Origin of the sequence: Psychrobacter sp. 219-2-C (assembly GCF_049560815.1) — a bacterium.
GTDB classification, from domain to species: domain Bacteria; phylum Pseudomonadota; class Gammaproteobacteria; order Pseudomonadales; family Moraxellaceae; genus Psychrobacter; species Psychrobacter faecalis.
The window spans coordinates 1,532,312-1,557,124 of record NZ_CP186933.1; the positions used below are offsets into that span (position 1 = coordinate 1,532,312).

The following is a 24,813-nucleotide window of genomic DNA, read 5'->3' on the forward strand; positions in this document are numbered from 1 at the left end:
AATGTCCTAAAAACGCTACGGTATTGCTTTTCACTTACTATACAATAAAAAAGACTGGCTATTTAGAAGCCAGTCTTTTTTTAAAATGAACTACTGCTCGATACGCTGTAAAAACGCTTGCGTGCGTGGATGCGTTGAATCCTCAAATAGCTGCTTGGCGCTGCCCTCTTCGACTATGTGACCGTCTTCAATCAAGACCACATGGTCAGCAACATCACGCGCAAAGTTAATCTCATGGGTCACCACCACCATCGTCCAGCCTTCAGAAGCCAACTGCTTCATCGTTCCAAGCACATCTTGTACCAACTCTGGGTCAAGCGCCGAAGTTGGCTCATCAAATAGCAACAATGACGGCTCAATCGCCAGCGCACGAGCAATACCAATACGCTGCTGCTGACCACCAGACAACTGAAACGGATACAAATCTGCTTTATCCGATAAGCCGACTTTATCAAGTAACGCCAACGCTTGCTCGCGCGCTTGCGCTTTACTTTGTCCTTGTACCACCGTCGGCCCAAGCATCAAATTCTCAATGGCTGACTTATGCGGAAATAAATTATAAGACTGAAATACCATGCCTGACTTGCGTTGCAAAGCGAGTAAGGTTTTCTTTTTTGGCTTGGTGGCAAAGTCAACGGTCAAGCTGCCATCATCAAATGCAATTACCCCTTGATCAGGAATCTCTAACGCATTCAGACAGCGCAAAAACGTGGTTTTGCCCGACCCTGATGGACCCAAGATGACCACTACCTTGCCTTTTTCAATGGACAAGTCGATGCCTTTGAGCACTTGATTGCTACCAAAGGCTTTGTGGATATTAGTGACTTGAATCATAGAGGTTTCCGCTTACAAATGAAAAAACGCTGATGGTAAAAAACGACAAGATGGCTATATTTTTTAGCAAAAATTATTTCGCCACATAACGATCAAGCCTGGTTTCAAGTTTGCCCTGAATAAAGGTTAAAAACAGACAAATTGCCCAATAAATAAACGCCGCTTCAGTATAAACCAGCATAAACTCATAATTACGGGCGGTAATGATTTGCGCCTGTTTAAACAGCTCCGTGACCAGCACCAATGACGCCAAAGACGTGTCTTTTACCAAACTGATAAAGGTATTGGACAATGGCGGTACCGACACCCGCAGCGCTTGCGGCAAAATCACATGGCGAAAGGTTTGTAGATAGGTTAAACCAACTGTGGAGCCCGCTTCCCATTGACCTTTTGGAATAGACAGAATCGACGCACGCACCGTTTCCGACGCATAAGCGCCAATGTTCAACGAAAAGGCGATAATCGCTGACGGAAACGGGTCGAGCTTCACGCCAACACTTGGCAAGCCATAAAAGATAATAAATAGCTGCACCAACATCGGCGTACCGCGAATGGCAGACACATAGATACGAGCAAGCCGATAAAGTATCTCATGGAACCATCCTGCACGCGGCACGATGCGAATTAAAGCTACCGTCAGCGCAATCACCATTCCAATCGCAAATGATATCAATGCCAGCGGTATCGAATAATAAATACCGCCTTTGAGCATTGGCCAAAATGAGTTGATAACGATTTGGGCGCGTGCAGCATCCATAAAGGGCAATAGTGCCAATAAATCGCTTAATACTGAGGTTATAGACGCTAGCATTATTTTTGTTGACTTATATCAGCACCGAAGAATTCTTCGCTAAGTTTGGTTAGCGTGCCGTCAGCTTTTAGCTCAGCCATGGCGCCATTGAGTTTTTCGACAACTGCGTCATCACCTTTCAGCAGCACCAAGCCCGAACCCGTCTGCTCACTGGCAGGTGCAACCAATTTAATCTCAAGATTGGCGTCTGGGAATTTTTTTAGATAGTCCAATACGGCAAGGTTGTCATTCATCGTAAAGTCAGCGCGGCCTTGTTTGACCAACTGAATCGCTTGCGCCATACCATCGACGGGAACGATTTCAGCTTCATAACGCTCTGCCAGCTCACCATAATTACTGCTAAGCGACTGTGCAGAACGCAGTCCTTTTAGCGCTTCCCACGAGCTATAACGATTGTCATCAGTCGGTGCCAATACCACAGCGCCTGACCAGCTATATTCAGTCGCTTTATCGTACTTTGCTAAGCGCTCAGGCGTGGTCAAACCTACCTGATTGGCAACCATGTCAAAACGTTTTGAATCCAAACCTGCTAGCATGGCATCCCACTGGGTTTCTTTAAATTCAACATCCACCCCTAGTTTATCAGCAACTGCCCGCGTTACTTCGACATCATAACCGGTCAGCTTACCGCTCTCATCATGATAGGTGAACGGCGGATACGTACCTTCAGTACCGACATTAATAGTGCCGCCATTATTGATACGTTGGAGCAAATCAGAACCACCAGTCGCCGCACTATCGGCTGCATTGGTATCAGCATCAGTAGTAGGTGACTGATTACAAGCGGCAAGTAATACCGTACTGGCGACAAAGGCTAAAAGCGTACGACGTTTCATAAGACGTCCTTATAAAGTAGGTGAATAAGGCAAAAAGTAGCAAACCAATAAATAGGGTGAAAGCATTACAAGCAGTCTTGACGAAAAATTGTGCCTATTAACTATCATGCTTGGCTTTGGCTTCCCGATTTGAGGATACTGTGGCTATTTTTCAATACTATTTTTCTATTATGTTGCATTAAATAGGCTAAGTGACGGTTAATATTCATAATATTTTTGACGGCAATCCTACTTATGCAACCATGACTTGCTCATATACTAGCGCAGTTGGGTAAGAATAAACGTACAAAAACAGTGAGTATGCGTAAGATTGTTAAGCTTTACTCATTTATAAGGCTTTATATAGCGGCTTTTTAGATGAAACTCCTTGATGAAGCTACTTATTCATAATAAGGGTAAGACGAGCTTACTTTACCCCACTCTCAACTTATTTTTCTAAGGTATTGGTTTACTTAGTTTTTAAAATTTCAGTTAAAACAATTAGAATTTTAAATTCTATAAAAATCAAAAGCCTACGATAAGTTGAGATTGGCGTTTACTTTGGTTATACTTATATTAAGCGTCTATTATATTGAGTGCTCGCATAGTAAATAAGCCGTTTTCAATAAAAAAGACATCAACCTTATGACTGATGTCTTTTATACTATTTTTATCAATATAACTGCTACTTTTTGAACTTATTGGCAAATGTTTTACCGCTGTTAGCGTCGACATTAATACTAACAATCTTGTTACCTTTTAATAGGTCAGCTTTATAATACGCCGTATGATTGGCATAATCACGATCATTCTCAAATTCAATCTCTAATATCTTACCACCCGTTTGTTTTTCAGCGATATTGATGGCCTTCATAATATCGGTTTTCGCTTTTTTCTGAACTTGGTAAGTGTTGATATCATCGCCATCAAGACGATCCGTTTCCTTTTTTACAATTTTACCTGTATTGGCATCTACTTTGATTTCATAATTGACGCTATCGGTACTGAATTCTAATTCATAGACGCCACCTTTGCCAATGGCATCGCTATCATCCTCATCAAAATCGGCACTGATTAAAATACCAGAAGCTGATTTACTGGCGATAGTAATGGCTTGCTTTAAGCTAATTTTCGCGGCTTGCGCGGCGCGTACTTCGTCTACATTAGTAGCGGCACTGGCGGCTGTAGTTATGACGCCCGTCGTCAAGGCTAATGTCAGACAAGCACCCAATGTTGTTAGCTTAAAACCTTTGAGAATTTTATTCATCATATCGTCTCCTGATTCATATTTTTATTTATTACTATCGATTTTGTTTACCGTATTTTTTATTCAACTCTACCGCTTTTCTTATCATAACGCTGATGAGATAGACCTGTGCAGCAAAAAAGTATCCTAATGTATCATCATTGTTTGCAGTCAAAAAAACCGCGCCTATCCTCTTAGATAAGCGCGGTTTATGAAAAACTGCTTTCGTATTAAGACAAGTTTAGTTCAAGATACCATAAGCACATAAGGCATCAGCAACGCGTTTAAAACCAACGATATTTGCCCCTGCCATATAGTCGATATAACCGTTATCGGTCTGGTTATATTTTTCTGAAGCGTCAGCGGCGCAGTCGTGGATATTTTTCATAATGCACTTTAAGCGCTCATCGACTTCTTCGAAGGTTTTATATTGACGTACAGAGTTTTGTGACATCTCAAGACCCGATACCGCGACCCCGCCTGCGTTGGCCGCTTTACCTGGTGCATAGTGGACGCGGTGCAAACGCACATAGTCAATCGCATCAGCGGTCAGTGGCATGTTAGCGCCTTCGGCAATATATTTAATGCCGTTTTCAACCATTAATTTGGCATCTTCTTCATCAACTTCGTTTTGGGTCGCTGATGGAATGGCAATATCACCTTTGATATGCCAAGGTTTTTGCTTAGCCAACCATTCACCGCCGAATACATCGACATAATCACACAACGGCTTACTTTGGGCTTTTTGCTCTTTTAGCCAGTTGATTTTTTCTTGGTCCATACCGTTTGCATCGTGCAGCGTACCTTGTGAATCAGATACCGTTAGTACTGTTGCACCCAGCATGTGGGCTTTTTCAGCGGCGTGGAGTGAGACGTTACCGGCACCTGATACCAACACTTTTTTGCCTTTGATGTTATCGTTTTGAGCGGCAAGCATGTTTTCTAAGAAGTAAACTGCGCCATAGCCCGTCGCTTCAGTACGCATCAAGCTACCACCAAAACCCACGCCCTTACCAGTCAAGACGCCGCCGTGCTCACGGGTTAGATTCTTATACATCGCAAACATATAGCTGACTTCACGTCCACCGACGCCGATATCGCCTGCCGGTACATCGATGTCTTTACTGACATATGGATGCAGCTCACGCATAAAGGCATAGCAAAAACGGCGGATTTCACTGTCAGACTTACCTTTAGGATCAAAATCAGCGCCACCTTTACCGCCGCCCATCGGCAAGCCAGTTAAGGCGTTTTTGAAAATTTGCTCAAAACCTAAGAACTTAAGGACCGATTGGTTGACGGTAGGATGAAAGCGGATACCGCCTTTATAAGGGCCTAAGGCATTGCTGAACTGTACACGCCAGCCGCGGTTGACCTGCACTTCACCCTTATCGTTTTCCCAGTTAATACGAAAAGCGATAACACGGTCAGGCTCGACAAGACGCTCAAATATTTTGAACGTATCATATTCCGGATGGGCGTCGTATAGCGGAGCAATGGTGATTGCAACTTCTTTTACCGCCTGAATAAATTCAGGTTGATGGGCGTAACGTGCTTCGACTTTTTCGATTGCCTGACTGATACTCATATAGGTTCCTTAGGGTAAAAATGGTCATCGTGCTGATTCACGCGGGTGCTTTATCGCTTAAATACAAACGATGGGATTTAAAACACCAATGTGAGATTGAAATCGTTTCTATACGCGAATAAATATAGAAACTGGGAGATTAGAAGCCAACTGAATGTGTCTCTAAATCGTAAACCCAGAAGCACAAACAATTTTTATCTCATAACTATATAGCATTTTTTTGCCGTATAAGTCTAGTAAATATCACCATCATCAAAATTTATAAAGGATATTTATTTCATTATAATCTATCAATAAACCTGCCGTGAAAACTCGTTAGTCAAAAAAACGACCACTGTTATTTGAGTGATTTACGGTGATTTTGTGCAACATTGTCGTCTTAAATAACCCTTTGATTGCTTTACTTGCTACTTAGACTATAGGAAAAAAACACATTAATGGAAAATAAAAATACTAAACAACTTAAAATATGCCAACTTTTATTTATTAATTACAATAAAATTGCGATAAACGGTGGTGAAATAAGATTAAGTAGTAAAAAATGCGCGATATTAAGGCGTTAAATAGCGCTCTGCCATATCAATAGTAACAGTAAGGGTTTATAATATTGTTCACTAGTCGAAGACTAAAATCAGAAAATCCTCAATCCCTATTATCCCCTTATTTATTCGTCACAGAGAAATCGTTATGCGTACAGACTCATTCCAGCAAATCTTGGAAGACCTAAACAGCTCATCTGCCGATGTTGAAGCATCTGCCCTTATCTCGAACGATGGTCTTATGATTGCATCGGCGCTGCCTACAGGCGTTGATGAAGACCGTGTTGGCGCGATGTCTGCTGCTTTATTATCACTAGGTGACCGCGCAGGTCGTGAATTGGCTCGTGGTAGCATCGACCGTATTATGATCCAAGGCGAAAAAGGCTATGTGATTATGACCTCATCAGGCGATGAAGCAGTGCTGACCATTATGGCAAAACCAAACGCCAAACTTGGCTTGATATTCTTAGACATTAAGCGCGCCTCAGAAGCTTTGGCAAAACTTATCTAATATTTATTTTTAAAGCTCTGTCATTAAGATTTTATGGGCTATCAGCGCTATAAACTACTTGATAAACAACACTTTAAATGAAAAATTATGTCTTGTCTTATAAAAATTATTTAAGGTATTGCATACCGTTTATATTGAATAAATCTAACAGTGCGGTTTAAAACTTAAGTTTAATTGTCAGTTTGCCATATAAATTTAAGTCATACGCTTAAACCAAACATTTTTTCAATAAGGTTTACGCTTTTTAATAATTATCACAACCATGATAAATGAAGGAGATTACAATGGGTTCTCCACTCCCCGACGCCATGAAGCCTGACATGCCAGCCGAAGAAGTCACCCTGACTTACCACGACGGCACTTCGCGCACTGTTTATGATACCGGTATCGAACGCCCTTATCCTGACGGTAAATTAATCGTCTCACGTACCGACTTAGACGGTGTGTTGACACACGTGAATGATGCTTTTGTCGAGATTAGCGGCTATGATGTCGATGAATTAATCGGTAAGCAGCATTATATTTTACGCCATCCTGATATGCCAAAAGCGGCTTATAAAGACCTATGGTCGACCGCCGACGCTGGGCAAAAATGGCATGGTTATGTGAAAAACTTATGCAAAGATGGCAGTCACTATTGGGTTTACGCGACTGTCGTACCAAACGTCCGTCGCGGCGAAACGGTTGGCTATACTTCGGTGCGCCGTAAACCATCGCGCAGCAAAATTGAGGCGGCAATCGCCCAATATGCCGAAATGAAACAAAATGAGGAAGGCTAAATCATGACGACACATAATATGTTAATCGCGCCTGATTTTTCGCCGGAGCGTTTTGCAGGCTGGCACATGTTTAATACTTTGATTCAAAAACGTGCCAATCTCAACATGCACCTAAATATCCCTACCTCGCATGCTGAGCAAGAAACCGTTATCAGTGAAGGCGATATTCAAGTCATTTATGCCAACCCTTTTGATGCGGCTACCCTTATTCGTGAGCACGGTTACCATGCGGTTGCGCGCCCTATCGGTAAATCTGATGAGATGGTCATCGCCGCGGCGGCAAATAGCGATATCAATAGCTTAGACGACATCAAAGCTGGCGCTACTATCGCCATGGCTGATAACCGCGATGTAAAATTGATTGGTTTACGCCTGCTTGAAGCGGTCGATATCGAAGAAGCCGACCTTAACTGGTCAGTGACTGAAACCTATCAGGCAGCGGCGCGCCAAGTGATTAAGGGTGAGGCGCAAGCGGCGTTCTTTTTGGCGGAGATTTTCCATAGCTTTTCACGCCTAACCAAAGCGCAGCTATCAGTATTAATCGAAAGCGATTTGGCCGATATCAGCCACGTCTTGCTGATTAAAGACGGCTTTCCGGATACTGACATTTTGATGGATGCCATTTTGAATCTGTATAACGATAACGATGGTAAAGAAGCGTTGACTGAACTTGGCATGCCGCAAGGTTTTGAAGCCATGAACGAAGAAGACGCAGAATTTATGATTGATTTGATGCAAACGTTACTTGACTAGCAGGTTCATTGGCATCTTACTGACGTCATAGCCTATTAGGCTACAATAATGCTAAGCAACAATCGCTATGGTCTATCACGTCATAGCGATTGAGCAAAGTGGTGCCCTAATAGCATTTTTATTAATACTTTTTGAATAACTTTTTAACCGCTTTTTGCATAGTGCTATGACTAACAGGACACGCTTATGTCTGATTTAGATCTCATCAAAGAAAGTGAAATGGCAGCACGGCGCGTCTATCGTCTTTACTCACGTAAGATATTTATCGCACCCAACAACCGCCATTTTCACGAACAACGTATCAATGCTGCCCTACTGTTAAACGAAAAAGAACCACTACAAGGTGCGGTAGCCGATTTTTTTTATGGCTGCTGGTATGACATTCCCTATGATGTCACCAATATGTTTACCCGCTTGCAAGGGCGCATGCTACCGCATATCGAGCAAGGCTTTCGAGATTGTATCGATAAAAAAAGCTATATCCAAAAAAACAGTATGCTGGCAACGCGCTGGAGCGTACTGGTCTCACCATCTTTAAATGAACAGACGCAGCGCCTGCGTATCAGTAGCGATGACGCCAAAGAAATCGCTAAAGACATCACCAACGATTTGATGCTCGCGCGTGACAATCAAGACTGGGATACCATAGAGCAAATCGAAAACGAGTTTTTTGCCCATTGTATCGCGCGTCACGACCGTCTGGCGTTTTCCTTGGTGTGGTTTCGCTTGGGTAAAAGCGATTGGCAATTCGATGCGCGCTGGAATGACTGTCAGCAAAAACTTGATCAAACCAAAGACACACAAGACGCTTAACGTGCTTATTTTTCATAGCATCATCAACATTCATCTAACGAGTAGCCGCTATGTCTTCTTATTTAAACGCTGATAAAACCTATCTGACCTTGACTCCAGCTGGCATTTTTGAGGCATTTTCGCAAAGTGAACCAACGCCTGAGCAGCTATCCTTACAGGATTTATTGTCGCATAACGAGACGCTGCTGGCCGCTGACTGGCTCGAGCGCTATTCTGATGAATGGTTAGACAGCTTTTTAGAACATGGCTGGATTGAGAAGCTGTCGTTATTTTTGCCCGCGCCAAATTTGCCGCTTGATCAATTTTTACCGTATGTCGTTTCAAGCTTATCGGGTAAACGCCGCGCGGCGATTGGTTCTGATGAAGGATTTTGTCTGGCACGGATTGGCTATAGCCAAGAAGAAGCGGACATGCTCAGTGTGGCGGCGGCAGACTTCTCAGGCTTTATGCTACGCCAAAAACAACGCGGCTGGGCAGTAGAGAGCCAAGCGATTTCTTTCTTTCAGCAAGTTGATTTGCTGATTCCTGAAACCAGTTTTGTATTTTTATGGATTGATGGCTCAGGCTACGTACTTATCATCGATGGCGAACCTTTAACCAACAACCGTGCCTTTGTTGAGTTGGTATGGGCGCTTAAAACGTCTGGGCTTAGATTTACTAATTAGACCGAATATTTAGCAAACTACCCTTAATCAAACTAACTGCTTAGTATAAATGCACCCTTTAACCATAAACGGTGCATTTTTTATGTCTATAACTTAAACTACTGAATATACTAATAAAAATTACCATTTATAATTTTATCGCGTAAGAACAATACCCTTAGAATTAACAATAAAGGTTTAAACGTTAGATTATACTTATTATAAGCAACTGTTTACTTCTCCGTTAAATTTATAGTTTTAATAAAAACCTCCATTGCTAGATTTTCCTCATCTTCACATTTCCAATGTTTTAAATCATCTTTATTAATAACTACATTCCCCGAACGTGGCAACTTTTGCCAAACCTTGCATTCTTGCTTATTTTTAGGACAGTTTATGGCTTCGCTAACCACTGTGCGCTTACGTTATCAAACGATTGAAATTGGCAATACTGACATTCATATCTGCACCCTACGCGATAATCAACAATTTAGTGACCCTGACAATGAGGCGCTGGACCTCGGTATTTGCTCGGCGTCGTGGCCGATGTTTGGCGTGATTTGGCCGTCAAGCTTGGTGCTCGCCAATCATATGCTTGATTATGATATTGCGGGCAAGCGTATCTTAGAAGTTGGCTGCGGTATGGCATTATCAAGCTTATTGCTTAACCATCGCCATGCCGATATTACAGCGACTGATTATCATCCGACGGTTGAGTACTTTTTGGATAGAAACACCACGCTAAATAATAATAAAGAAATTAACTTTGAGCGTTTAGACTGGGCCGAAGACAATAGCCATCTTGGCAAGTTCGATATCATTATCGGTAGCGATTTGCTGTATGAAGACCAGCATATTGATATCTTGGCGGAGTTTATTGAGCGCCATGCACTGCCAACTTGTGAAGTTATTGTCGTTGACCCTGGGCGCGGGCGCAAAAACAAGTTGACCAATAAGATGGTTGAATTTGGCTTTAGCAGTAAGCACGTTAAACCTGAGGACACCACTTATCTTGAACTACCATTCAAAGGGCATATTTTGACCTTTTCGCGTTAAAATCTGAAAAACCAATAACTTATATAATAAAAAAAGACGCCATTTCACGGCGTCTTTTTTATACATTTTATAGCGTGATTTATTGCTAGTGTCATTTATATGTTCACAAGTTTATAAGCGTCTAACCAAAGGCGGTTGCACACGTGAATACATAATTAATGAGATGCCATTAGATATCAGCTCAACGGCTAATAGGACGCCAAGAATATAGGTCGCTGACTGCGGATAGCTGGTAAATATCATGATAGCCAACGCAATCGAGATAAGCCCTGAGATTAATATCGGCACAAAAGCAACGGTTCTACGTAAACCAAAAGCCACTATCACTCTGACGATACCCGTTGCCATAAATAAAATAGCAATTACCATGGTCAAGGTTAAAATACCTTGTAGCGGGTTTTGTAGCAGCTCAATACCGATAAATATGCCAAGCACACCGCCAATGGCCGCTAGCACTTTACCCGTCGTGGTATAAGCACGGAACAGGGCAATAAACTGTAAGATACCGACAAGAAGAAATACAAACCCAGCCAGTTGTTCAGCAGCGAAACTGGCGCTAAGAGGATTGAAAAAAGCAAAGATACCGCCAAGAATACTGATGATACCAACGACTAGCCACAATATACGACTCATAAGATACCCTTACTTTATATTTATAATGCGCAAATGATATCGCAGATTATTGGCAGGCTTGTATGACGGTAGTAATGTATTCAGGTAATCCTGTTACCATCAGTGCCCAGGCGTTGTATCATGCTTATAACCCTACTAACGGTTTAGGCGTAATATGCCTATCATCCAAACGATTCTTGGCATCAAATTATTTATCAACCCAGCCCTGCTGTCGGGCATAGGCAAGTTGCTCGGGCGTATCGATATCATAGCTCAGCTGTTTATTGAAGACTGTCCTGATTTCACTGGGCGAGAGCGCTCTGATTAAATGACGTAGGCCTTTGTCTCCACTTATATGAAGCTGCCACTGTTTAAGTAGCTGATAATCGATAACTAACGGTAGACCAACGATGGGATTTTTCGTTTCATTCTTAGCATCTGCTCTACGCTCAATATGGTCATCTTTTGATAACATATCGAAAATCTGCCAATGCTCATAACCACTGGCAACCACTAAATGCTTACCGGCTAGCAATTCATTAACATGTTCAATGTCCAATAAAACTTGGTCAACCCCCATAATTAACACTCGCTCAACCACTTCATGATTAAAAGCTTTATCATTAACAAACTGAGTTAAGGCTTCAATAGCAGTATAAAGACTATGTCCCATACCAGTTTCGGGCGTTTGGTTAATGACAGTCTTGATATGTAAATGGGTGTCGCTTAGTTTTGCTACCTCACTAGCTATCGATGCCTCATTTTTAGGAATAACGACGATAATAACTTGCGGATTTGTGCTTGCTGCCAGTCTTATCATATGGCTAATTAACGGAACACCATTTTTATAAAGCAGCTGTTTAGCCTCTCCAAGACGACGACTGAGGCCGCTGGCTAGAAGAATAATGGTATGGCTTGATTGCTGGCTAGAATTTTGATTTGGTAATGCCGCGCTATTTGACGTTGAGTCACTTTTCTTCATACACCGCTCAATATTTCAGATATGGTTCTATTATTATCTAAAAAATCATTAGCAGGATTTTGCTCGTGCATGACAGCGCTTATTTGTGCCATGATGCCAAGTGCTAAAGCTTCAGGGCCATCACCGCCTAGTTTATAACCAATCGGATAATGGAGTTTTTTTACGCCCTCACTTAAACTTGCCGGATTGTCTTTGGCAGCACGAATCTCATTTACTAAGCGCTCGGTTCGATAACTTGGGCCTAATTGTCCAAGATACTTATAATGAGTCGAATGCGCAAGCAATAACGAAAGACGGGCACGGTCTTGGGTCAAACTGTGCGACATCAACGCGACCGCCGCATGACCACTGAGCTTCAGCAGTTTCTCATTATCGTCCAATGCGACTGGCATCACGATATCCGCTTCGGGAAAACGCAGCCGCGTGGCATAGTGAGCGCGGCTATCGATAACGCTGACATGCCAATCTTGTAATTTTGCCATGGTCACAAGCGGCATCACATCATTCCCTGCCCCGCAAACAAGCAAACGGTGTTGTGGTTGTAAACGCTGAATAAGCCATTCTGTGGTGATATCACCGTTTTTTAAGACAACGTATTCGGTACTTTTGTTAGAAACTTCATGCGTTGACAGTTTTTTAATGGTATCTCTAATCTCATGAGTAAAAATATTCGATTGTTCAATGAATGCTTGATTACCCATACGAGCGCCGCTGACAAAAGTTATTTTTTCGTTAGCAATATAGTCTTTCAAATCTAGCCGAAGCCCAATGGGTAAATGGTATTGGTCATTTGCGCGAATTAACGTCGCTATCGTTGTAGGATTTTGGCTACGGCGAACATGATTAATAACTTCTAAAAACGGCCTTGCGGCTGTCAAACGCTCAAACAGCACATGAACCTTGCCATTACAGCCCAAACCGAAATTTAGCTCATTTTCTAAATCGCCATTTCCATTGCCATTACTTTCACTATCATCATCTGCCTCGTCACCCTCATCACTACCCGTTTGATAAACCTGTACATTTGCGCCATGACGCGTCAACCAAAAGGCACGTTTGATGATATGTGGTTCTAGGCAACCACCGCTAATCATCCCAACCGAGCGTCCATCAGCGCAGATAAGCATCATCGCCCCAGCACGCCGATATGCCGAGCCTTCGGTATGTACTACCGTTGCTAACACTGCATCGATGTTTTGCTGCTGCGCCTCGCCTGCGAGCTTTAGAATATCAGCGACCTGATTCATAGTGCCTCTTATCTCTATTTATTTTTATTTTAGTTTCAGTTTTAATGCTTAAAATTGCATTTTGCCTTATAAAAACCCGCTAGTGATAGCCGCTAGCGGGTTTTTATATCAAGCATCAGTTAGCCATTCTTTAATATCGATTCTTAACAATAGCTATTCTGGCAACTCATAAAGCAGCTTATCAAGGGTGATTGGGAAATCATAAACGCGCACACCGACCGCATTATAAATAGCATTAGCAATAGCCGCTGCTGCGCCAGAAATCGCGGTTTCGCCAATCCCTTTGATATGCATGGGATTGGTATAAGGGTCATCTTCTTCGACCAATATTACCTCCAGTTGCGGCACATCGGCATTGACCGGCACATGGTATTCAGCAAGATCATGATTGCATAGGCGACCATCGCGCTTATCATGGATGATTTCCTCCATAAGCGCCGAACCAATACCGAAAACCATACCACCGTAGCATTGTGAAGTAGCAGTTTTATGGTTAAGAATACGTCCAGCGGCAAAGGCACCCGTCATGCGTTTAAGACGAATCTCGCCAGTCACTCTATGGACGGCGACTTCTGCGAAATTGACACCAAACGACGCTTGGCGATGGCTTTTGGCATTTTTTCCCGGTTTAATTTGGCCTTTAGCGCTCATTTTTTGCTCATCGCATGCAGCGATAATATCTGCCAGTGCATAAGACTGAAAATTGCTAAAATCGTACTTTTCTGTAGCCGACTCGGGTAATGCTAAACCCGTTTTTTCAGTGACTGTATCTTTTAAATCTAGCGCTTTGTCTTTAAGCGTTTCAACCGCTGCTTCTGTTACGCTAGGGTCATGTTCACCTGCTCGTTTAATCTGACCTTTATCAAGCTGAATGGTATCTGGATAAAGCCCTACTTTTTCTGCCAACATATCGCGCAGCTGCTCACAGGCAAGATAGATACCACTACCTGCACTTGCCGCACCCCAACTACCACCCGAGCCTGAGGCTGATGGCAGCTCACTATCACCGAGCTTCATCTCGATATGGTCTATCGGCAAGCCTAGTAAATCAGCGGCAACCTGGGAAAACACCGTATAAGAGCCTGTGCCGATATCGGTCATATCGGTTTCGATAATGGCTTTAACGCCAAGGGCTTTTGAATCGTCAACTTGCAGTGTCGCCCGCGCCTCTGACAGTTTTAACTGATTACCACGAGCGGAGGCCGCCATTCCCGTACCAATCCACCAATCACCCTCTAACTGACTGGCAGGCTTGGGATTGCGCTGCTCCCAACCGAACTGCGCCGCCCCTTGCTCCATACAAGCAAGTAGCTGCCGCGTCGAAAACGGAATGTCTTGGCTTGGGTCTTGCTCAGGCTCGTTACGGCGGCGCAGCTCAAGCGGATCAATATTTAACTGCGTGGCCAATTCATCCATCGCACATTCAACCGCAATCATACCGACCGCTTCACCGGGCGCGCGCATGGAGCCCGACAGCACGTAATTCATATCTACTTGCTTATAATTCACGCGGCGATTTTCACCGCGGTATAAATATTTGGTCGACAGCGCCGTCGGCTCAAAAAATGCCTCACCCGGTAAATTACTGCCAACGGTATCGTGAATAAAGGTGTTGATAATGCCGTCTTTATCGCAGCCAATGGCGATACGTTGGCGAGTGTTTGAGCGTCTAACGGTTGCTTCCATCACTTGCGGACGCGTCATACTGATCAGCACAGGACGACCAAGCTCTTTTGCCGCAATCGCTGCTGCAATCGACTCAGGCGCGATACCCAATTTACTACCGAAACCACCACCAACAAAATAAGAAATTAGTTGCACCTGATCCTTTTTTAGATCTAAAGCATCCATCACTTGCTGCTTGCAAGAGGCAATCATTTGGTTTGAGGTATACATGATGAGCTTATCGTCTTCCCAATAAGCCAGCGTCGCATGAGGCTCCATCGGCGAGTTGCTTTGACTTGGCGTATGGTAAAAGCGATCGAGAGTCACCTCTGCATCCGCTAAGCCTTTATCAGGGTCGCCTGTAACAGAATTTTTATCTGAGCCCTTTTGCTCATTGACGTCATGAGCACTTGGCAGCTCTTGGGTAAAGTTTAATGCCGCTTGTTCGGTCTCATCTTTATAAGTGACTTTAAGGGCATTAGCGCCTTCGGTCGCCGCTTCAAAAGTCTCAGCAACCACTACCGCTATCGGCTGCCCGTGATAATAAATCTCACTGGCACCTTGGGTTGGTGCTTCGGTCTCACCGCCCTGCTGTGAGTTTCGCAAAAAATGCTTAGGATCGGTTACGACTTTGATGATGCCAGGAATATCCTCTAAAGCACTGCTATCGATATTTTCCACTTGTCCTTTGGCTATTTTCGCGCCAACTAAAACGCCGTAAACTTGATTTTCTCGATAAAACTCTGCTGAATAAGGCGCTTTTCCGCTGACCTTTAACGAGCCATCAACACGGTTAATCGGTTTGCCGACCAACTTGCTTGCCGTTTTGTCAAAAAGCGAATCGACAGGCTCATTCATCATCATTTTTTTGGTAGGTTCTGATGGCAATACTGAGTCCAATAATGACATGATTATGCTCCCTCGCCCGCTAAGGCGCGCTGAATAACTTGTTTAAGTAGGCGACGCGTCAGTGGAATTTTAAAATCGTTTTGACCGTGACCTTTGGCCTCTTTTAATAATAAGTCGGCGGCTTGTGCGATCGTAGCGTCATCACCCGCCGTGCCCGTTAATAATGCTTCAACGTCTTCATTACGCCACGGCATCACCCCAATACCACCAAAAGCCAAACGTACGGTCGCCAAGTTACCGTCGTCATCAACCTCTATGACAGACGCACAAGACACTAAGGCAAAGGCGTAAGAAGCGCGGTCACGTACTTTGTCATAGGTATGCATACCTTTGATAGGCGGTGGTAAAACAACATGAGTGATAAGCTCGCCACTCTCCAAGACATTTTCGATATGCGGCGTGTCTTTTGGCAGACAATAAAAGTCTTTGACTGGAATAGAACGGGTCGAACCATCTGCTTTCACCGTTTCAATGACAGCGTCAAGCAACCGCATTGCCACCGCCATATCAGAGGGATGTTGAGCAATACAAGCGTCACTTGTGCCTAAGATAGCAAGGGTACGGTTCTCGCCATTAATCGCTGGACAGCCACTACCGGGCTCGCGTTTATTGCATGGGCTGTCGGTCTGATAAAAATAATAACAACGCGTACGCTGTAAAAAATTACCGCCAGTGGTGGCTTTATTACGCAGTTGAACCGTCGCGCCAGCTAAAATAGCGCGCGATAATACCGGATAATGAGCAATGACCTCCGGATGGGCCGCCAAATCACTGTTGGTGACCAGCGTACCGATACGTAATCCGCCATCAGCGGTCGTTTCGATTTGCTCAAGCTCAAGACGGGTGATATCGACCAATTTGGTTGGTGTTTCAATCTCAAACTTCATTAAATCTAAGAGATTGGTGCCACCGCCGATAAATGACGCATCTTTTGGGCTGGCAGCAGTCGCTGCTTGCTCAGGAGCTTCGGCACGGACATAGTCAAAGCGTTTCATGAGTGAGCTCCTGCTTGGGCGTTGTGGTTTTTATTTTGCGACGGCTTGTTTTTTGAAGGCTTACTAAGCTGCGTCTCACTAGGCGGCGGCGACCAAATACCGGTAACGCTTGCAGCATCTGAGCCTTTTTTAATATTATTTTGAGTAGCGGCTTTATTTTTTATCTCACTCTCCAAAACCTGCGAGATGGCGTTAATAATATTCGGATAAGCCGAACAGCGGCAAATATTACCACTCATGCGTTCGGCGATTTCTTGTACCAGCAAGCCATTAGGATTTTGTAAGTCTGTGGTGACGTAGCTTGGCCAGTTTTGCTTAATCTCCTCAATCAAAGCCGTGGCTGAACAAATCTGCCCCGGCGTACAGTAACCGCACTGAAACGCATCGTGGTCTTTAAACGCTTGCTGTAAGTCTGAGAGCGATTCAGGCATACCAATGCCTTCAATCGTCGTAATCTCATCACCGTCATGCATGACCGCAAGGGTCAGGCAAGAATTAACTCGTCGCCCATTAATGAGCATAGTACAAGCGCCGCATTGACCGTGGTCGCAGCCCTTTTTGGGTCCGGTAATTTGTAGATGCTGGCGACAGACATCAAGCAATGTCGTGCGCGGATCAAGATTATCGAGCTGATAATCCTGCTGATTAATCGTTAACGTCAAGGTAGACATGCTGGCTTCTCGCTGGCAGTTATTCATAAAGGGATAAGTGTGCACGCTCTTAAACAGCGTCAATCGTTTCATTATGGCGTATCAAAAACAGCGCTTTGTTTTTACTTTGTAGTCATTGCAGTGTAGTTTTTTTAAGCAAATAGTGAGGACAAAACTTTTTTGCCAACTTTTAAGTCTACGATAAATCTCTTTTATAACTGCGGTTGGCTGCTTAACCTCGTTAATAGAACCTGTAACTTAGCAACCATTGTAATCACGATTTCATTCTCTTAATATGGATTCAACCTTATAAAACCTTCTATAAATAAATCGAACATAATCAATAAAATAGGTATAAAAATATGGAAAACTCAAATCAACCGCTATCCAAAAAACCTCTGCGCATCGATATTGTCTCAGACGTGGTTTGCCCTTGGTGTATTATCGGTTATCGTCAATTGGCTGAGGCGCTCAAGCAAACCAATACCGAGCACGAAATACACTGGCATCCATTTGAGCTAAATAGCAATATGCCAAGCGCAGGACAAAATTTGCGCGAGCATATCATGGAAAAATACGGCTCGAGCAAGGAAGAATCAGACGCGAGCCGCCTTAGAATGACGCAAGCGGGCGATGAAGTTGGCTTTGAATTTAACTTCAACGATGACACGCGGATGCACAATACTTTTAATCTGCATCAGCTGTTGTATTGGGCAGGTCAACAAGGACAAAAGCCGATGCATGACTTAAAGCAGGCGTTATTTGGCGCGCACTTTACCGATGGTCGCAACATCTCTGATAATACGGTGCTGGCTGATATCGCAGCGGAAGTTGGACTTAATCGTGAAGAGGCGCTGGCTGTGCTGGAGGATCAGCGTTTTGCCAAAGAGGTACGCGCAGAAGAGCGCCACTGGCAGCAGCAAGGTATTCAAAGCGTGCCAGCAATGATTTTTAATGAGCGGCACTTGGTCAGCGGCGCGCAAGGCGTGGACAATTACGTCAATATTTTACAACAATTGGCTGCTATGCAAGAGTAAATAAAGCTTTGCTAATAGGACTATGATTAATGAGTAAAGAAAAATTACTGACGCTGTCAGACGAAGCAGAAGAAATTGTTTTGGATAAGCTTAGAGAGTATATGAGCGAGGAATTTGATGTTGATATTGGCAACCTGCCTGCTAAGTTTTTATTAGACTTTATCATCGAAACCTTGGGACCACCTCTCTACAATCAAGTGGTCGACGATATTGAACCTTGGTTATACGATAGATTTACAGGCGTTTTAGAAGACATGCACAGCTTTAAAAAAGATTAAAAGGCATACAAAAAAACCCCGCTCCATTATAGGAGCGGCATTTTTATTTAATAGCGTTAAAAAAGCTTAGCTATCTAAGCATAATTCTAGAAATGCACCACAGAGCGAATACTCTCACCTTTATGCATCAAGTCAAAAGCTTCGTTGATATCTTCTAACGGCATAGTATGAGTAATAAAGTCTTGTAACGGAATCTCTCCTGCTAGGTAGCGCTCGACGTAGCCTGGCAACTCTGAGCGACCTTTGACACCGCCAAATGCTGAACCGCGCCAGACGCGACCTGTAACTAACTGGAATGGACGGGTTGAGATTTCTTGCCCTGCGCCCGCGACACCGATGATGACTGACTCGCCCCAACCTTTATGGCAGCACTCTAACGCTGAGCGCATGACATCGACATTACCGATACATTCAAACGAATAATCAACGCCGCCATCGGTCAATTCAACGATGACATCTTGGATTGGCTTATCGTAGTCTTTTGGATTGATGCAATCAGTCGCGCCCAATTTTTTGGCCAATTCAAACTTGCTCTCATTAATATCAATGGCAATAATACGGCTGGCCTTGGCCATTTGTGCACCGATAACCGCCGATAGTCCAATACCGCCCAAACCAAAGATAGCAACCGTTGCACCTTCTTCGACTTTTGCGGTATTCATGACGGCGCCCATACCTGTGGTCACGCCGCAACCGAGCAAGCAGACTTCTTCTAACGGCGCTTCTTTATTAACCTTGGCTAATGAAATCTCTGGCAACACCGTATATTCAGAAAAGGTTGAGCAACCCATATAATGGTAAATTGGCTCGCCATCTTTGTAAAAACGCGTGGTACCGTCTGGCATCAAGCCTTTACCTTGGGTTTCACGTACTGCTGAGCACAGGTTGGTTTTACCTGAGCGGCACATTTTACAGACGCCGCACTCTGCGGTGTATAAAGGAATGACATGGTCGCCGACTTGTACGCTGGTGACACCTTCACCGATTTGCTCAACGATACCGCCGCCTTCGTGGCCTAAAATCGCAGGAAACACACCTTCTGGGTCTTCGCCAGATAAGGTGAACGCATCGGTGTGACAAACGCCACTGGCGACAATTTTTACCAGTACTTCGCCTTTTTTGGGCAGCATCACATCCACTTCTTCGATAGACAATGGCTCGTTTGGCCCCCACGCAATAGCGGCTTTGGATTTGATAAAGTTATCTGACATAGTATTCTCTCTTTTTAATTCATTTTATCGTTTATTATCCGCAGACCAATTTAGCTTATAGCGCTTACTTGATAGAGGCAAGCGCTAGTTATAGCAGTTTATATTTGAGCTGTTTGTAAAGGATTCATTTTATACTGTCCATTATAGTTGTTTCTGCCGTGATAACAATATGCTATATTTGCAATTATCTTTTACACAGTGGTAATAATCATGCGCTGGGATGGCATTAGCGAGTTCGTTTATGTGGCAGAATACGAAAGCTTTACGCGAGCAGCAAAAGAATTGGGTATTTCAACCGCGCAGGTCAGTCGGCAGATAAGCGCTTTAGAAAAACGCCTTAATATTAGATTGCTGTATCGTACGACGCGCAAGGTATCGCTGACTGAAGAAGGTCGGGTATTTTATCAGCATTGCCGCGGTGTACTTGACGGCTTAGATTTGGCCGAACAAGCCGTAAGCAACTTACAAACCAAACCGCAAGGCAGGATTAAATTGACCGCCCCTGTCACCTATGGCGAGCAGCAGTTATTGCCTCTTATCAATGATTTTATGGTGCAATACCGCGATATCGAAGTGACGGCTTTTTTGAGCAATCAAAAAATTGACTTGATCGAGGGTGGTTATGATTTGGCGATTCGTATTGGCAAATTAAGCGATTCAACGATGATGGCAAAAAAACTCAGTCATCGTACCAATTTTGTCTGTGCCGCGCCCGCTTATCTAGAAAAGTACGGCGTGCCATATTCTCTAGTCGACTTAAGACAACATAATTGCTTACTTGGTACGCGGGATTATTGGCACTTTATAGAAAATGATAAAAACGCTGATAAGGAAATAAACTTACGCGTCTCTGGCAGCGTACAATATAACAGCGGTCACGGCCTAGTCGATGCTGCGCTAAAAGGCTTGGGTATCGTACAGTTGCCTGATTATTATGTGCAAAAATATCTAGAATCCGGTGCGCTGGTCAGCGTATTAGATGACTATAGAGAGCCTGAGGAAGGGATTTGGGCGATTTATCCGCACAATCGTCATTTATCGCCAAAAATCAGATTGCTGGTGGACTATTTAGCAGAGCGCTTATCTTAATAAAGCTTGAAAGTGGCGATTTAGGATTAAGGCTACTTATTGTTGTAAGTTAAGTAAAAATCTTATTTTGACGACTTAGCACGAGCTATTTGAGCATTTAACTCTACTTTTAGCTTTTTTGCACATTCAATAATCTTTTTACGATCGGCGGCGATAGCGCCATATTCAAGCGCGGTTTTACGCATTTGCACGGTGACGTCATAGTGCGGATAACTGGCGTTCTGATGAAATAAGCGCTCATCTATTTCAATCAATGCGGCAAAATCGTGCAACTCTTGCAAAGTATCAGCGAGCATATGGCACCATTTATAGCCTTTAAATTCTATTTGCATAAAATCTACGTAAATTGCCATATGCCTGCACTCCTTTATTTTTGCTAAAAATTTACCATGTATTAAACAGCACTTTCACAAAACAGCCATTAAAATAATTCACTTGTCTCTTTCTTGAGCTGTTTAAGCACAGTTTGATATTCGCTATCGCTGGTTGCAAGGCTGCTTAAACGGCCATAGCGTAGCTTGCGATAAGCTTGTTGAATCTGCTCAATTTTTACTTGGACAGTTTTTGAGTCACCACTAGCAGTTAGCTTACTGGCATTATTATGCTTACTACTATTTTGACCACTGTCATCATCAATTACGCTTGCCAAACGCGCAAGCCAAGCCAATTGGCCTTCGCTATCATCACGAGCAAGCGACTTATCCGCTTTAGCGATGCGTTTTGAGAGTTGAGCAAGTGGCAGGTCTGCTGGGTGCCAACGTTTGCGGCGACGCTGCCAGATAACAAACACAAGAATCGCCATAACGCTAATGGCACTTACTGCCAACCAAGTGATTTGCTGCATGATTGAGCGAATATTAAACCATTTAAGCAATGAGTCAGCTTGCTTATCTTGATCGTAACCAACGACGTCCTTTTGCCAATAATAGCTCGCTTGGTCTGATAGACGGCGTAAGGTTTGCAGCATTTGATACTGCTGATAGCTGATTTGTGCCCCAGCACCATCGCCGAACATTGTCGCTCCTCGCGCCTGTGTCAGCGCATCCATGCCTTGCTCGACGCGCTCAGGGGCGACAAAAGCCGTGGGATCGACACGTACCCAGCCTTGACCCTCAAGCCAGACTTCCGTCCAAGCATGCGCATCCATTTGCCGCACTTCCCAAACGTTACCGTTACGACTAGGCTCTCCGCCTTGATAGCCTGCCACTACTCGCGCAGGAATACCAGCGGCGCGCAGCATAAAGGTAAAGCTAGAAGAATAATGCTCACAAAATCCCGCTTTGGTGTTAAATAAAAACTCGTCAATACGGTTGGTATTTAAACGTGGCGGTGATAGCGTATAGCGAAATTCGGTTTGGTTTATCCAGCGCTCGATTGCCTGGATATAGCGCACGGGATCCGAGCCAGACTGGGCAAATAACTGCTGCGCCAATAGGCGTGCTTGCGGATTACCGCTACTTGGTAGTGCAAGATTGAGACGGCGCGACGCCTCAGACAGCATAGGGTCGATACGCATCGGCGCAAACTGCAAGACATCGTAGCGCAGCTGCTGGGTAACCGGCTGATCTTTTTTTAAGGTAAAATTTGAGGTAATACTGATATCTTGCTGCTGAGCAAAAGGATAATCAAGTCCAAACAGCCAGTTTTGCTGCGTTGGCTCTAAGATAATTTGATAACGATTCGGGGCAATTTTTACCTCATCAGGAACAGTCGCTAAGGCATTCGCTATCCAATTTGGCATTTGCGGCGCGGGTTGCCATTCTCGTTGCTGCGGACTGGGACGCCATGTGACCCCATCAAACTCACTAAAAACCAAGCCGCGCCAATAGAGCTGCTGTTGTGGCGGGCGCTTATCTGCAAACTCTACCCGAAAAGCTAGCTCAGTTGACTGACCCAAATTGGCAAAGTCGCCGGGCGACATACTGTCAGAGACACCTGTAGTCGCTTGCTGACCTGAGAGCTGTACTGACCATAGTGGCGGCAAGCGTGGAAAGAATAAAAACAGCACGACCAACAGCGGCAATGCGCCAATACCCAGCACGCCCAAAGTACGCAGGCGACCATCACCGCGAGTATTGCCATCATCGTTAAGCGCAATAAATGCTAATAATACAATGACCGCGCCGATGGTTACCTCTACTGTCGTCACAATTCCTTGATCCATCAAAAACAGTGAAGCAAGGACAAACAAAGATAAATTGAGCACCACATAAGCATCACGGCGCTTGTACAATTCCCACAGCTTACTGATAAGGCACAGCACTAAAAACGCCACGCCCATATCCAGTCCAAATGCCGTGTTATAGGTCAGCCATAAACCTACTAGCCCAAGTAAAAAGCCAAGCATTTGCATACTTTGATAGACACGTTTTAAATGCGTCAGTTTTTTAAACTTAGCTTTAATACGCGGTAGTTGGGCAATGATACTGACCAGCGCAAAACCCATGAGCCATAACGGCAGGTGCGCTGCATGCGGTAAAATGACGATAACTTGCGCAATCAATACCCAATAATAGGCTGGCAAGGCAAGTAGCTTGCGAGTCCATTTATGATGGCTGCTCACGCCATTAGGGGCACTGATATTTTGCCCCAATGCCAATTGCGCAAAGTTTGCAGGATTTATCTGTGTCTCACTTGCAGCATGGTGTTTGAAGTTGTTCATGGTGATTTTGCCAATCTTAACAAACAGGCTTGTGCAAACGCCTCACCTTCGCCCATCGTTGCAGTAGCATGCTTATTAACCGTTATCTCATTGGGTAAGCGCATGTTAAATGGGACGCCAAGTTCACCCAATGTCAGCACCCCGTACGCCATTTGCGCCAGTTTTTGTTCATGCTGCGCCGCTGGCATATCAGTATAGTCTAAGGTTTGCTCATGGCCAACAGGATCAGCGAAATGCTTGGTAAACATCCCTTGGCCGCGCGCCACGTGACCCCAAGAAACGCGTGCTAACGACTCGCCTTCGATATAGTTATCAAGGCGCTCAAAGTCGTCTTGACCTTGCCGATATTGCCCGCCTATCGGCAAATCCTCCGGACTGGCAATGGCATATTGAGCTTGCCAATCAAAGGTTTCAGGTTTTGGATAAACCCACGCGCTACGGGCGAAATAGACATACGACCATGCGCGCATAATCCCTAACGGATAAACGGTTTTTATTTTTAATCTTGGTAGTTGCAACTGCCCACGACGATAAGTCTGCACCGGCAAACGAATGATTTGCTCGTCTTGTAGGCGCGTGACCAATACTGAGAGCTGACTATCAGCATTAATCTCATGTTGGTTATCGTTGTTTTTATCGGCTTTTTTATAAGGCTTTTGCTCAGTCTGCTCAGAGGCAACTTGCTCAAAGATAAATAATAACTGTCGTCTTGGTCGGCGGCTGTCATTACGCAGCTGCAACGTGACCCAAACAGGCGCGCCGGCTTCTGCCATGGTGACATCAAGCAGACGGACTTGCAGACCCGAGATATGGGCGAAGGTTACATGAAAGCTAATGAGCCAGACGCTAATGAGATAAAAGCACAGCCCCAATACCAAGTTATTACCATAGTTGATACCAGCGATAAAGGTGATGATTAATAAAACGGCAAACAGCAACCCTTCACGGCTAAAAAAGATATAGACGTTACGCAAATTCAGCGTCGCATTATCGCTTTTGGGCGCACGCGCGGCAAACCAACGGCTTAATAATGATCTAGCTGGTACGGTTAAGGCTTTTGGCAACACACTCATGACTACCCTATCCT

General features: G+C 44.2%; 24 protein-coding genes. 9 read left to right on the forward strand and 15 right to left on the reverse strand.

Annotation, left to right across the window (positions count from 1 at the left end; translation table 11 throughout):
- Positions 1–90: 90 nt before the first annotated feature.
- The 5 genes from ACPEGP_RS06150 to gdhA all read right to left on the reverse strand — a co-directional run bounded on the left by ACPEGP_RS06150 (position 91) and on the right by gdhA (position 5,294).
- Complete coding sequence (locus tag ACPEGP_RS06150) at positions 91–834, reverse strand: amino acid ABC transporter ATP-binding protein (RefSeq protein ID WP_102077631.1); 744 nt, start codon at positions 832–834, stop codon at positions 91–93.
- 73 nt (positions 835–907) lie between these two features.
- Complete coding sequence (locus ACPEGP_RS06155) at positions 908–1,591, reverse strand: amino acid ABC transporter permease (RefSeq protein WP_180952590.1); 684 nt, start codon at positions 1,589–1,591, stop codon at positions 908–910.
- 53 nt (positions 1,592–1,644) lie between these two features.
- Complete coding sequence (locus ACPEGP_RS06160; RefSeq protein WP_068407244.1) at positions 1,645–2,481, reverse strand: amino acid ABC transporter substrate-binding protein; 837 nt, start codon at positions 2,479–2,481, stop codon at positions 1,645–1,647.
- A 664-nt stretch (positions 2,482–3,145) separates the two neighbouring features.
- Positions 3,146–3,730 carry a PepSY domain-containing protein gene (locus tag ACPEGP_RS06165; protein ID WP_423812911.1) on the reverse strand — a complete coding sequence of 195 codons (585 nt, stop codon included), beginning with the start codon at positions 3,728–3,730 and terminating at the stop codon, positions 3,146–3,148.
- Between the two features lie 217 nt (positions 3,731–3,947).
- Positions 3,948–5,294 carry an NADP-specific glutamate dehydrogenase gene (gene gdhA / locus ACPEGP_RS06170; RefSeq protein WP_068407251.1) on the reverse strand — a complete coding sequence of 449 codons (1,347 nt, stop codon included), beginning with the start codon at positions 5,292–5,294 and terminating at the stop codon, positions 3,948–3,950.
- 687 nt (positions 5,295–5,981) lie between these two features.
- Here gdhA and ACPEGP_RS06175 point away from each other — a divergent pair.
- The 6 genes from ACPEGP_RS06175 to ACPEGP_RS06200 all read left to right on the forward strand — a co-directional run bounded on the left by ACPEGP_RS06175 (position 5,982) and on the right by ACPEGP_RS06200 (position 10,389).
- On the forward strand, positions 5,982–6,344 hold the full coding sequence (locus tag ACPEGP_RS06175) for a roadblock/LC7 domain-containing protein (protein ID WP_010201036.1): 363 nt from the start codon (positions 5,982–5,984) through the stop codon (positions 6,342–6,344).
- Between the two features lie 284 nt (positions 6,345–6,628).
- Positions 6,629–7,123 (forward strand): PAS domain-containing protein, encoded by a 495-nt coding sequence (locus ACPEGP_RS06180; RefSeq protein ID WP_423812912.1) that lies wholly within the window; start codon positions 6,629–6,631, stop codon positions 7,121–7,123.
- Positions 7,124–7,126: 3 nt separating this feature from the next.
- Positions 7,127–7,876, forward strand: coding sequence for a PhnD/SsuA/transferrin family substrate-binding protein (locus ACPEGP_RS06185; protein ID WP_423812913.1), 750 nt, complete (start codon positions 7,127–7,129; stop codon positions 7,874–7,876).
- A 186-nt stretch (positions 7,877–8,062) separates the two neighbouring features.
- Entirely contained in the window at positions 8,063–8,689 is a 627-nt protein-coding gene (locus ACPEGP_RS06190) for a hypothetical protein (protein ID WP_296192668.1), read from the forward strand.
- Positions 8,690–8,739: 50 nt separating this feature from the next.
- Positions 8,740–9,354 (forward strand): hypothetical protein, encoded by a 615-nt coding sequence (locus tag ACPEGP_RS06195; RefSeq protein ID WP_068407263.1) that lies wholly within the window; start codon positions 8,740–8,742, stop codon positions 9,352–9,354.
- A gap of 375 nt (positions 9,355–9,729) precedes the next feature.
- On the forward strand, positions 9,730–10,389 hold the full coding sequence (locus ACPEGP_RS06200) for a class I SAM-dependent methyltransferase (RefSeq protein ID WP_423812914.1): 660 nt from the start codon (positions 9,730–9,732) through the stop codon (positions 10,387–10,389).
- Between the two features lie 111 nt (positions 10,390–10,500).
- On the opposite strand, the gene ACPEGP_RS06205 is transcribed toward ACPEGP_RS06200, so the two are convergent.
- The 6 genes from ACPEGP_RS06205 to ACPEGP_RS06230 form a co-directional block, all read right to left on the reverse strand.
- Positions 10,501–11,022 (reverse strand): HdeD family acid-resistance protein, encoded by a 522-nt coding sequence (locus ACPEGP_RS06205; RefSeq protein ID WP_423812915.1) that lies wholly within the window; start codon positions 11,020–11,022, stop codon positions 10,501–10,503.
- A gap of 187 nt (positions 11,023–11,209) precedes the next feature.
- Positions 11,210–11,983, reverse strand: coding sequence for a nucleotidyltransferase family protein (locus ACPEGP_RS06210; RefSeq protein ID WP_423812916.1), 774 nt, complete (start codon positions 11,981–11,983; stop codon positions 11,210–11,212).
- Positions 11,980–13,230 (reverse strand): XdhC family protein, encoded by a 1,251-nt coding sequence (locus ACPEGP_RS06215; protein ID WP_423812917.1) that lies wholly within the window; start codon positions 13,228–13,230, stop codon positions 11,980–11,982. The genes ACPEGP_RS06210 and ACPEGP_RS06215 overlap by 4 nt, the downstream gene beginning before the upstream one ends.
- 153 nt (positions 13,231–13,383) lie before the next feature.
- Positions 13,384–15,804 (reverse strand): molybdopterin cofactor-binding domain-containing protein, encoded by a 2,421-nt coding sequence (locus ACPEGP_RS06220; RefSeq protein ID WP_423812918.1) that lies wholly within the window; start codon positions 15,802–15,804, stop codon positions 13,384–13,386.
- Positions 15,805–15,806: 2 nt separating this feature from the next.
- Positions 15,807–16,799 (reverse strand): FAD binding domain-containing protein, encoded by a 993-nt coding sequence (locus ACPEGP_RS06225; protein ID WP_423812919.1) that lies wholly within the window; start codon positions 16,797–16,799, stop codon positions 15,807–15,809.
- Positions 16,796–17,470 carry a 2Fe-2S iron-sulfur cluster-binding protein gene (locus ACPEGP_RS06230; protein ID WP_423812920.1) on the reverse strand — a complete coding sequence of 225 codons (675 nt, stop codon included), beginning with the start codon at positions 17,468–17,470 and terminating at the stop codon, positions 16,796–16,798. Before ACPEGP_RS06230 ends, ACPEGP_RS06225 begins: the two co-directional genes overlap by 4 nt.
- A gap of 341 nt (positions 17,471–17,811) precedes the next feature.
- On the opposite strand from ACPEGP_RS06230, the gene ACPEGP_RS06235 reads away from it, so the two are divergent.
- Entirely contained in the window at positions 17,812–18,486 is a 675-nt protein-coding gene (locus ACPEGP_RS06235) for a DsbA family oxidoreductase (protein WP_423812921.1), read from the forward strand.
- A gap of 29 nt (positions 18,487–18,515) precedes the next feature.
- On the forward strand, positions 18,516–18,764 hold the full coding sequence (locus tag ACPEGP_RS06240; RefSeq protein ID WP_305935556.1) for a DUF2164 domain-containing protein: 249 nt from the start codon (positions 18,516–18,518) through the stop codon (positions 18,762–18,764).
- A gap of 86 nt (positions 18,765–18,850) precedes the next feature.
- Here the strand turns inward: ACPEGP_RS06240 and ACPEGP_RS06245 are convergent, their stop codons facing one another.
- Complete coding sequence (locus tag ACPEGP_RS06245) at positions 18,851–19,975, reverse strand: S-(hydroxymethyl)glutathione dehydrogenase/class III alcohol dehydrogenase (protein WP_068403870.1); 1,125 nt, start codon at positions 19,973–19,975, stop codon at positions 18,851–18,853.
- 210 nt (positions 19,976–20,185) lie between these two features.
- On the opposite strand from ACPEGP_RS06245, the gene ACPEGP_RS06250 reads away from it, so the two are divergent.
- A complete protein-coding gene (locus ACPEGP_RS06250) occupies positions 20,186–21,064 on the forward strand; it encodes a LysR family transcriptional regulator (RefSeq protein WP_423812922.1) in 879 nt (292 codons plus the stop codon).
- A gap of 62 nt (positions 21,065–21,126) precedes the next feature.
- On the opposite strand, the gene ACPEGP_RS06255 is transcribed toward ACPEGP_RS06250, so the two are convergent.
- From ACPEGP_RS06255 to ACPEGP_RS06265, 3 genes are all read right to left on the reverse strand, one after another.
- Positions 21,127–21,417, reverse strand: a complete 291-nt coding sequence (locus ACPEGP_RS06255) for a DUF4031 domain-containing protein (RefSeq protein ID WP_423812923.1) — start codon at positions 21,415–21,417, stop codon at positions 21,127–21,129.
- A 68-nt stretch (positions 21,418–21,485) separates the two neighbouring features.
- Positions 21,486–23,726, reverse strand: coding sequence for a transglutaminaseTgpA domain-containing protein (locus tag ACPEGP_RS06260; protein ID WP_423812924.1), 2,241 nt, complete (start codon positions 23,724–23,726; stop codon positions 21,486–21,488).
- Complete coding sequence (locus tag ACPEGP_RS06265; RefSeq protein WP_423812925.1) at positions 23,723–24,799, reverse strand: hypothetical protein; 1,077 nt, start codon at positions 24,797–24,799, stop codon at positions 23,723–23,725. Before ACPEGP_RS06265 ends, ACPEGP_RS06260 begins: the two co-directional genes overlap by 4 nt.
- Positions 24,800–24,813: the final 14 nt, after the last annotated feature.

Coding starts and splice junctions, on each gene's coding strand:
- ACPEGP_RS06150 (WP_102077631.1), bottom strand. CDS start 834: ATGATTCAAGTCACTAATATCCACAAAGCCTTTGGTAGCAATCAAGTG.
- ACPEGP_RS06155 (WP_180952590.1), bottom strand. CDS start 1,591: ATGGATGCTGCACGCGCCCAAATCGTTATCAACTCATTTTGGCCAATG.
- ACPEGP_RS06160 (WP_068407244.1), bottom strand. CDS start 2,481: ATGAAACGTCGTACGCTTTTAGCCTTTGTCGCCAGTACGGTATTACTT.
- ACPEGP_RS06165 (WP_423812911.1), bottom strand. CDS start 3,730: ATGATGAATAAAATTCTCAAAGGTTTTAAGCTAACAACATTGGGTGCT.
- gdhA (WP_068407251.1), bottom strand. CDS start 5,294: ATGAGTATCAGTCAGGCAATCGAAAAAGTCGAAGCACGTTACGCCCAT.
- ACPEGP_RS06175 (WP_010201036.1), top strand. CDS start 5,982: ATGCGTACAGACTCATTCCAGCAAATCTTGGAAGACCTAAACAGCTCA.
- ACPEGP_RS06180 (WP_423812912.1), top strand. CDS start 6,629: ATGGGTTCTCCACTCCCCGACGCCATGAAGCCTGACATGCCAGCCGAA.
- ACPEGP_RS06185 (WP_423812913.1), top strand. CDS start 7,127: ATGACGACACATAATATGTTAATCGCGCCTGATTTTTCGCCGGAGCGT.
- ACPEGP_RS06190 (WP_296192668.1), top strand. CDS start 8,063: ATGTCTGATTTAGATCTCATCAAAGAAAGTGAAATGGCAGCACGGCGC.
- ACPEGP_RS06195 (WP_068407263.1), top strand. CDS start 8,740: ATGTCTTCTTATTTAAACGCTGATAAAACCTATCTGACCTTGACTCCA.
- ACPEGP_RS06200 (WP_423812914.1), top strand. CDS start 9,730: ATGGCTTCGCTAACCACTGTGCGCTTACGTTATCAAACGATTGAAATT.
- ACPEGP_RS06205 (WP_423812915.1), bottom strand. CDS start 11,022: ATGAGTCGTATATTGTGGCTAGTCGTTGGTATCATCAGTATTCTTGGC.
- ACPEGP_RS06210 (WP_423812916.1), bottom strand. CDS start 11,983: ATGAAGAAAAGTGACTCAACGTCAAATAGCGCGGCATTACCAAATCAA.
- ACPEGP_RS06215 (WP_423812917.1), bottom strand. CDS start 13,230: ATGAATCAGGTCGCTGATATTCTAAAGCTCGCAGGCGAGGCGCAGCAG.
- ACPEGP_RS06220 (WP_423812918.1), bottom strand. CDS start 15,804: ATGTCATTATTGGACTCAGTATTGCCATCAGAACCTACCAAAAAAATG.
- ACPEGP_RS06225 (WP_423812919.1), bottom strand. CDS start 16,799: ATGAAACGCTTTGACTATGTCCGTGCCGAAGCTCCTGAGCAAGCAGCG.
- ACPEGP_RS06230 (WP_423812920.1), bottom strand. CDS start 17,470: ATGTCTACCTTGACGTTAACGATTAATCAGCAGGATTATCAGCTCGAT.
- ACPEGP_RS06235 (WP_423812921.1), top strand. CDS start 17,812: ATGGAAAACTCAAATCAACCGCTATCCAAAAAACCTCTGCGCATCGAT.
- ACPEGP_RS06240 (WP_305935556.1), top strand. CDS start 18,516: ATGAGTAAAGAAAAATTACTGACGCTGTCAGACGAAGCAGAAGAAATT.
- ACPEGP_RS06245 (WP_068403870.1), bottom strand. CDS start 19,975: ATGTCAGATAACTTTATCAAATCCAAAGCCGCTATTGCGTGGGGGCCA.
- ACPEGP_RS06250 (WP_423812922.1), top strand. CDS start 20,186: ATGCGCTGGGATGGCATTAGCGAGTTCGTTTATGTGGCAGAATACGAA.
- ACPEGP_RS06255 (WP_423812923.1), bottom strand. CDS start 21,417: ATGGCAATTTACGTAGATTTTATGCAAATAGAATTTAAAGGCTATAAA.
- ACPEGP_RS06260 (WP_423812924.1), bottom strand. CDS start 23,726: ATGAACAACTTCAAACACCATGCTGCAAGTGAGACACAGATAAATCCT.
- ACPEGP_RS06265 (WP_423812925.1), bottom strand. CDS start 24,799: ATGAGTGTGTTGCCAAAAGCCTTAACCGTACCAGCTAGATCATTATTA.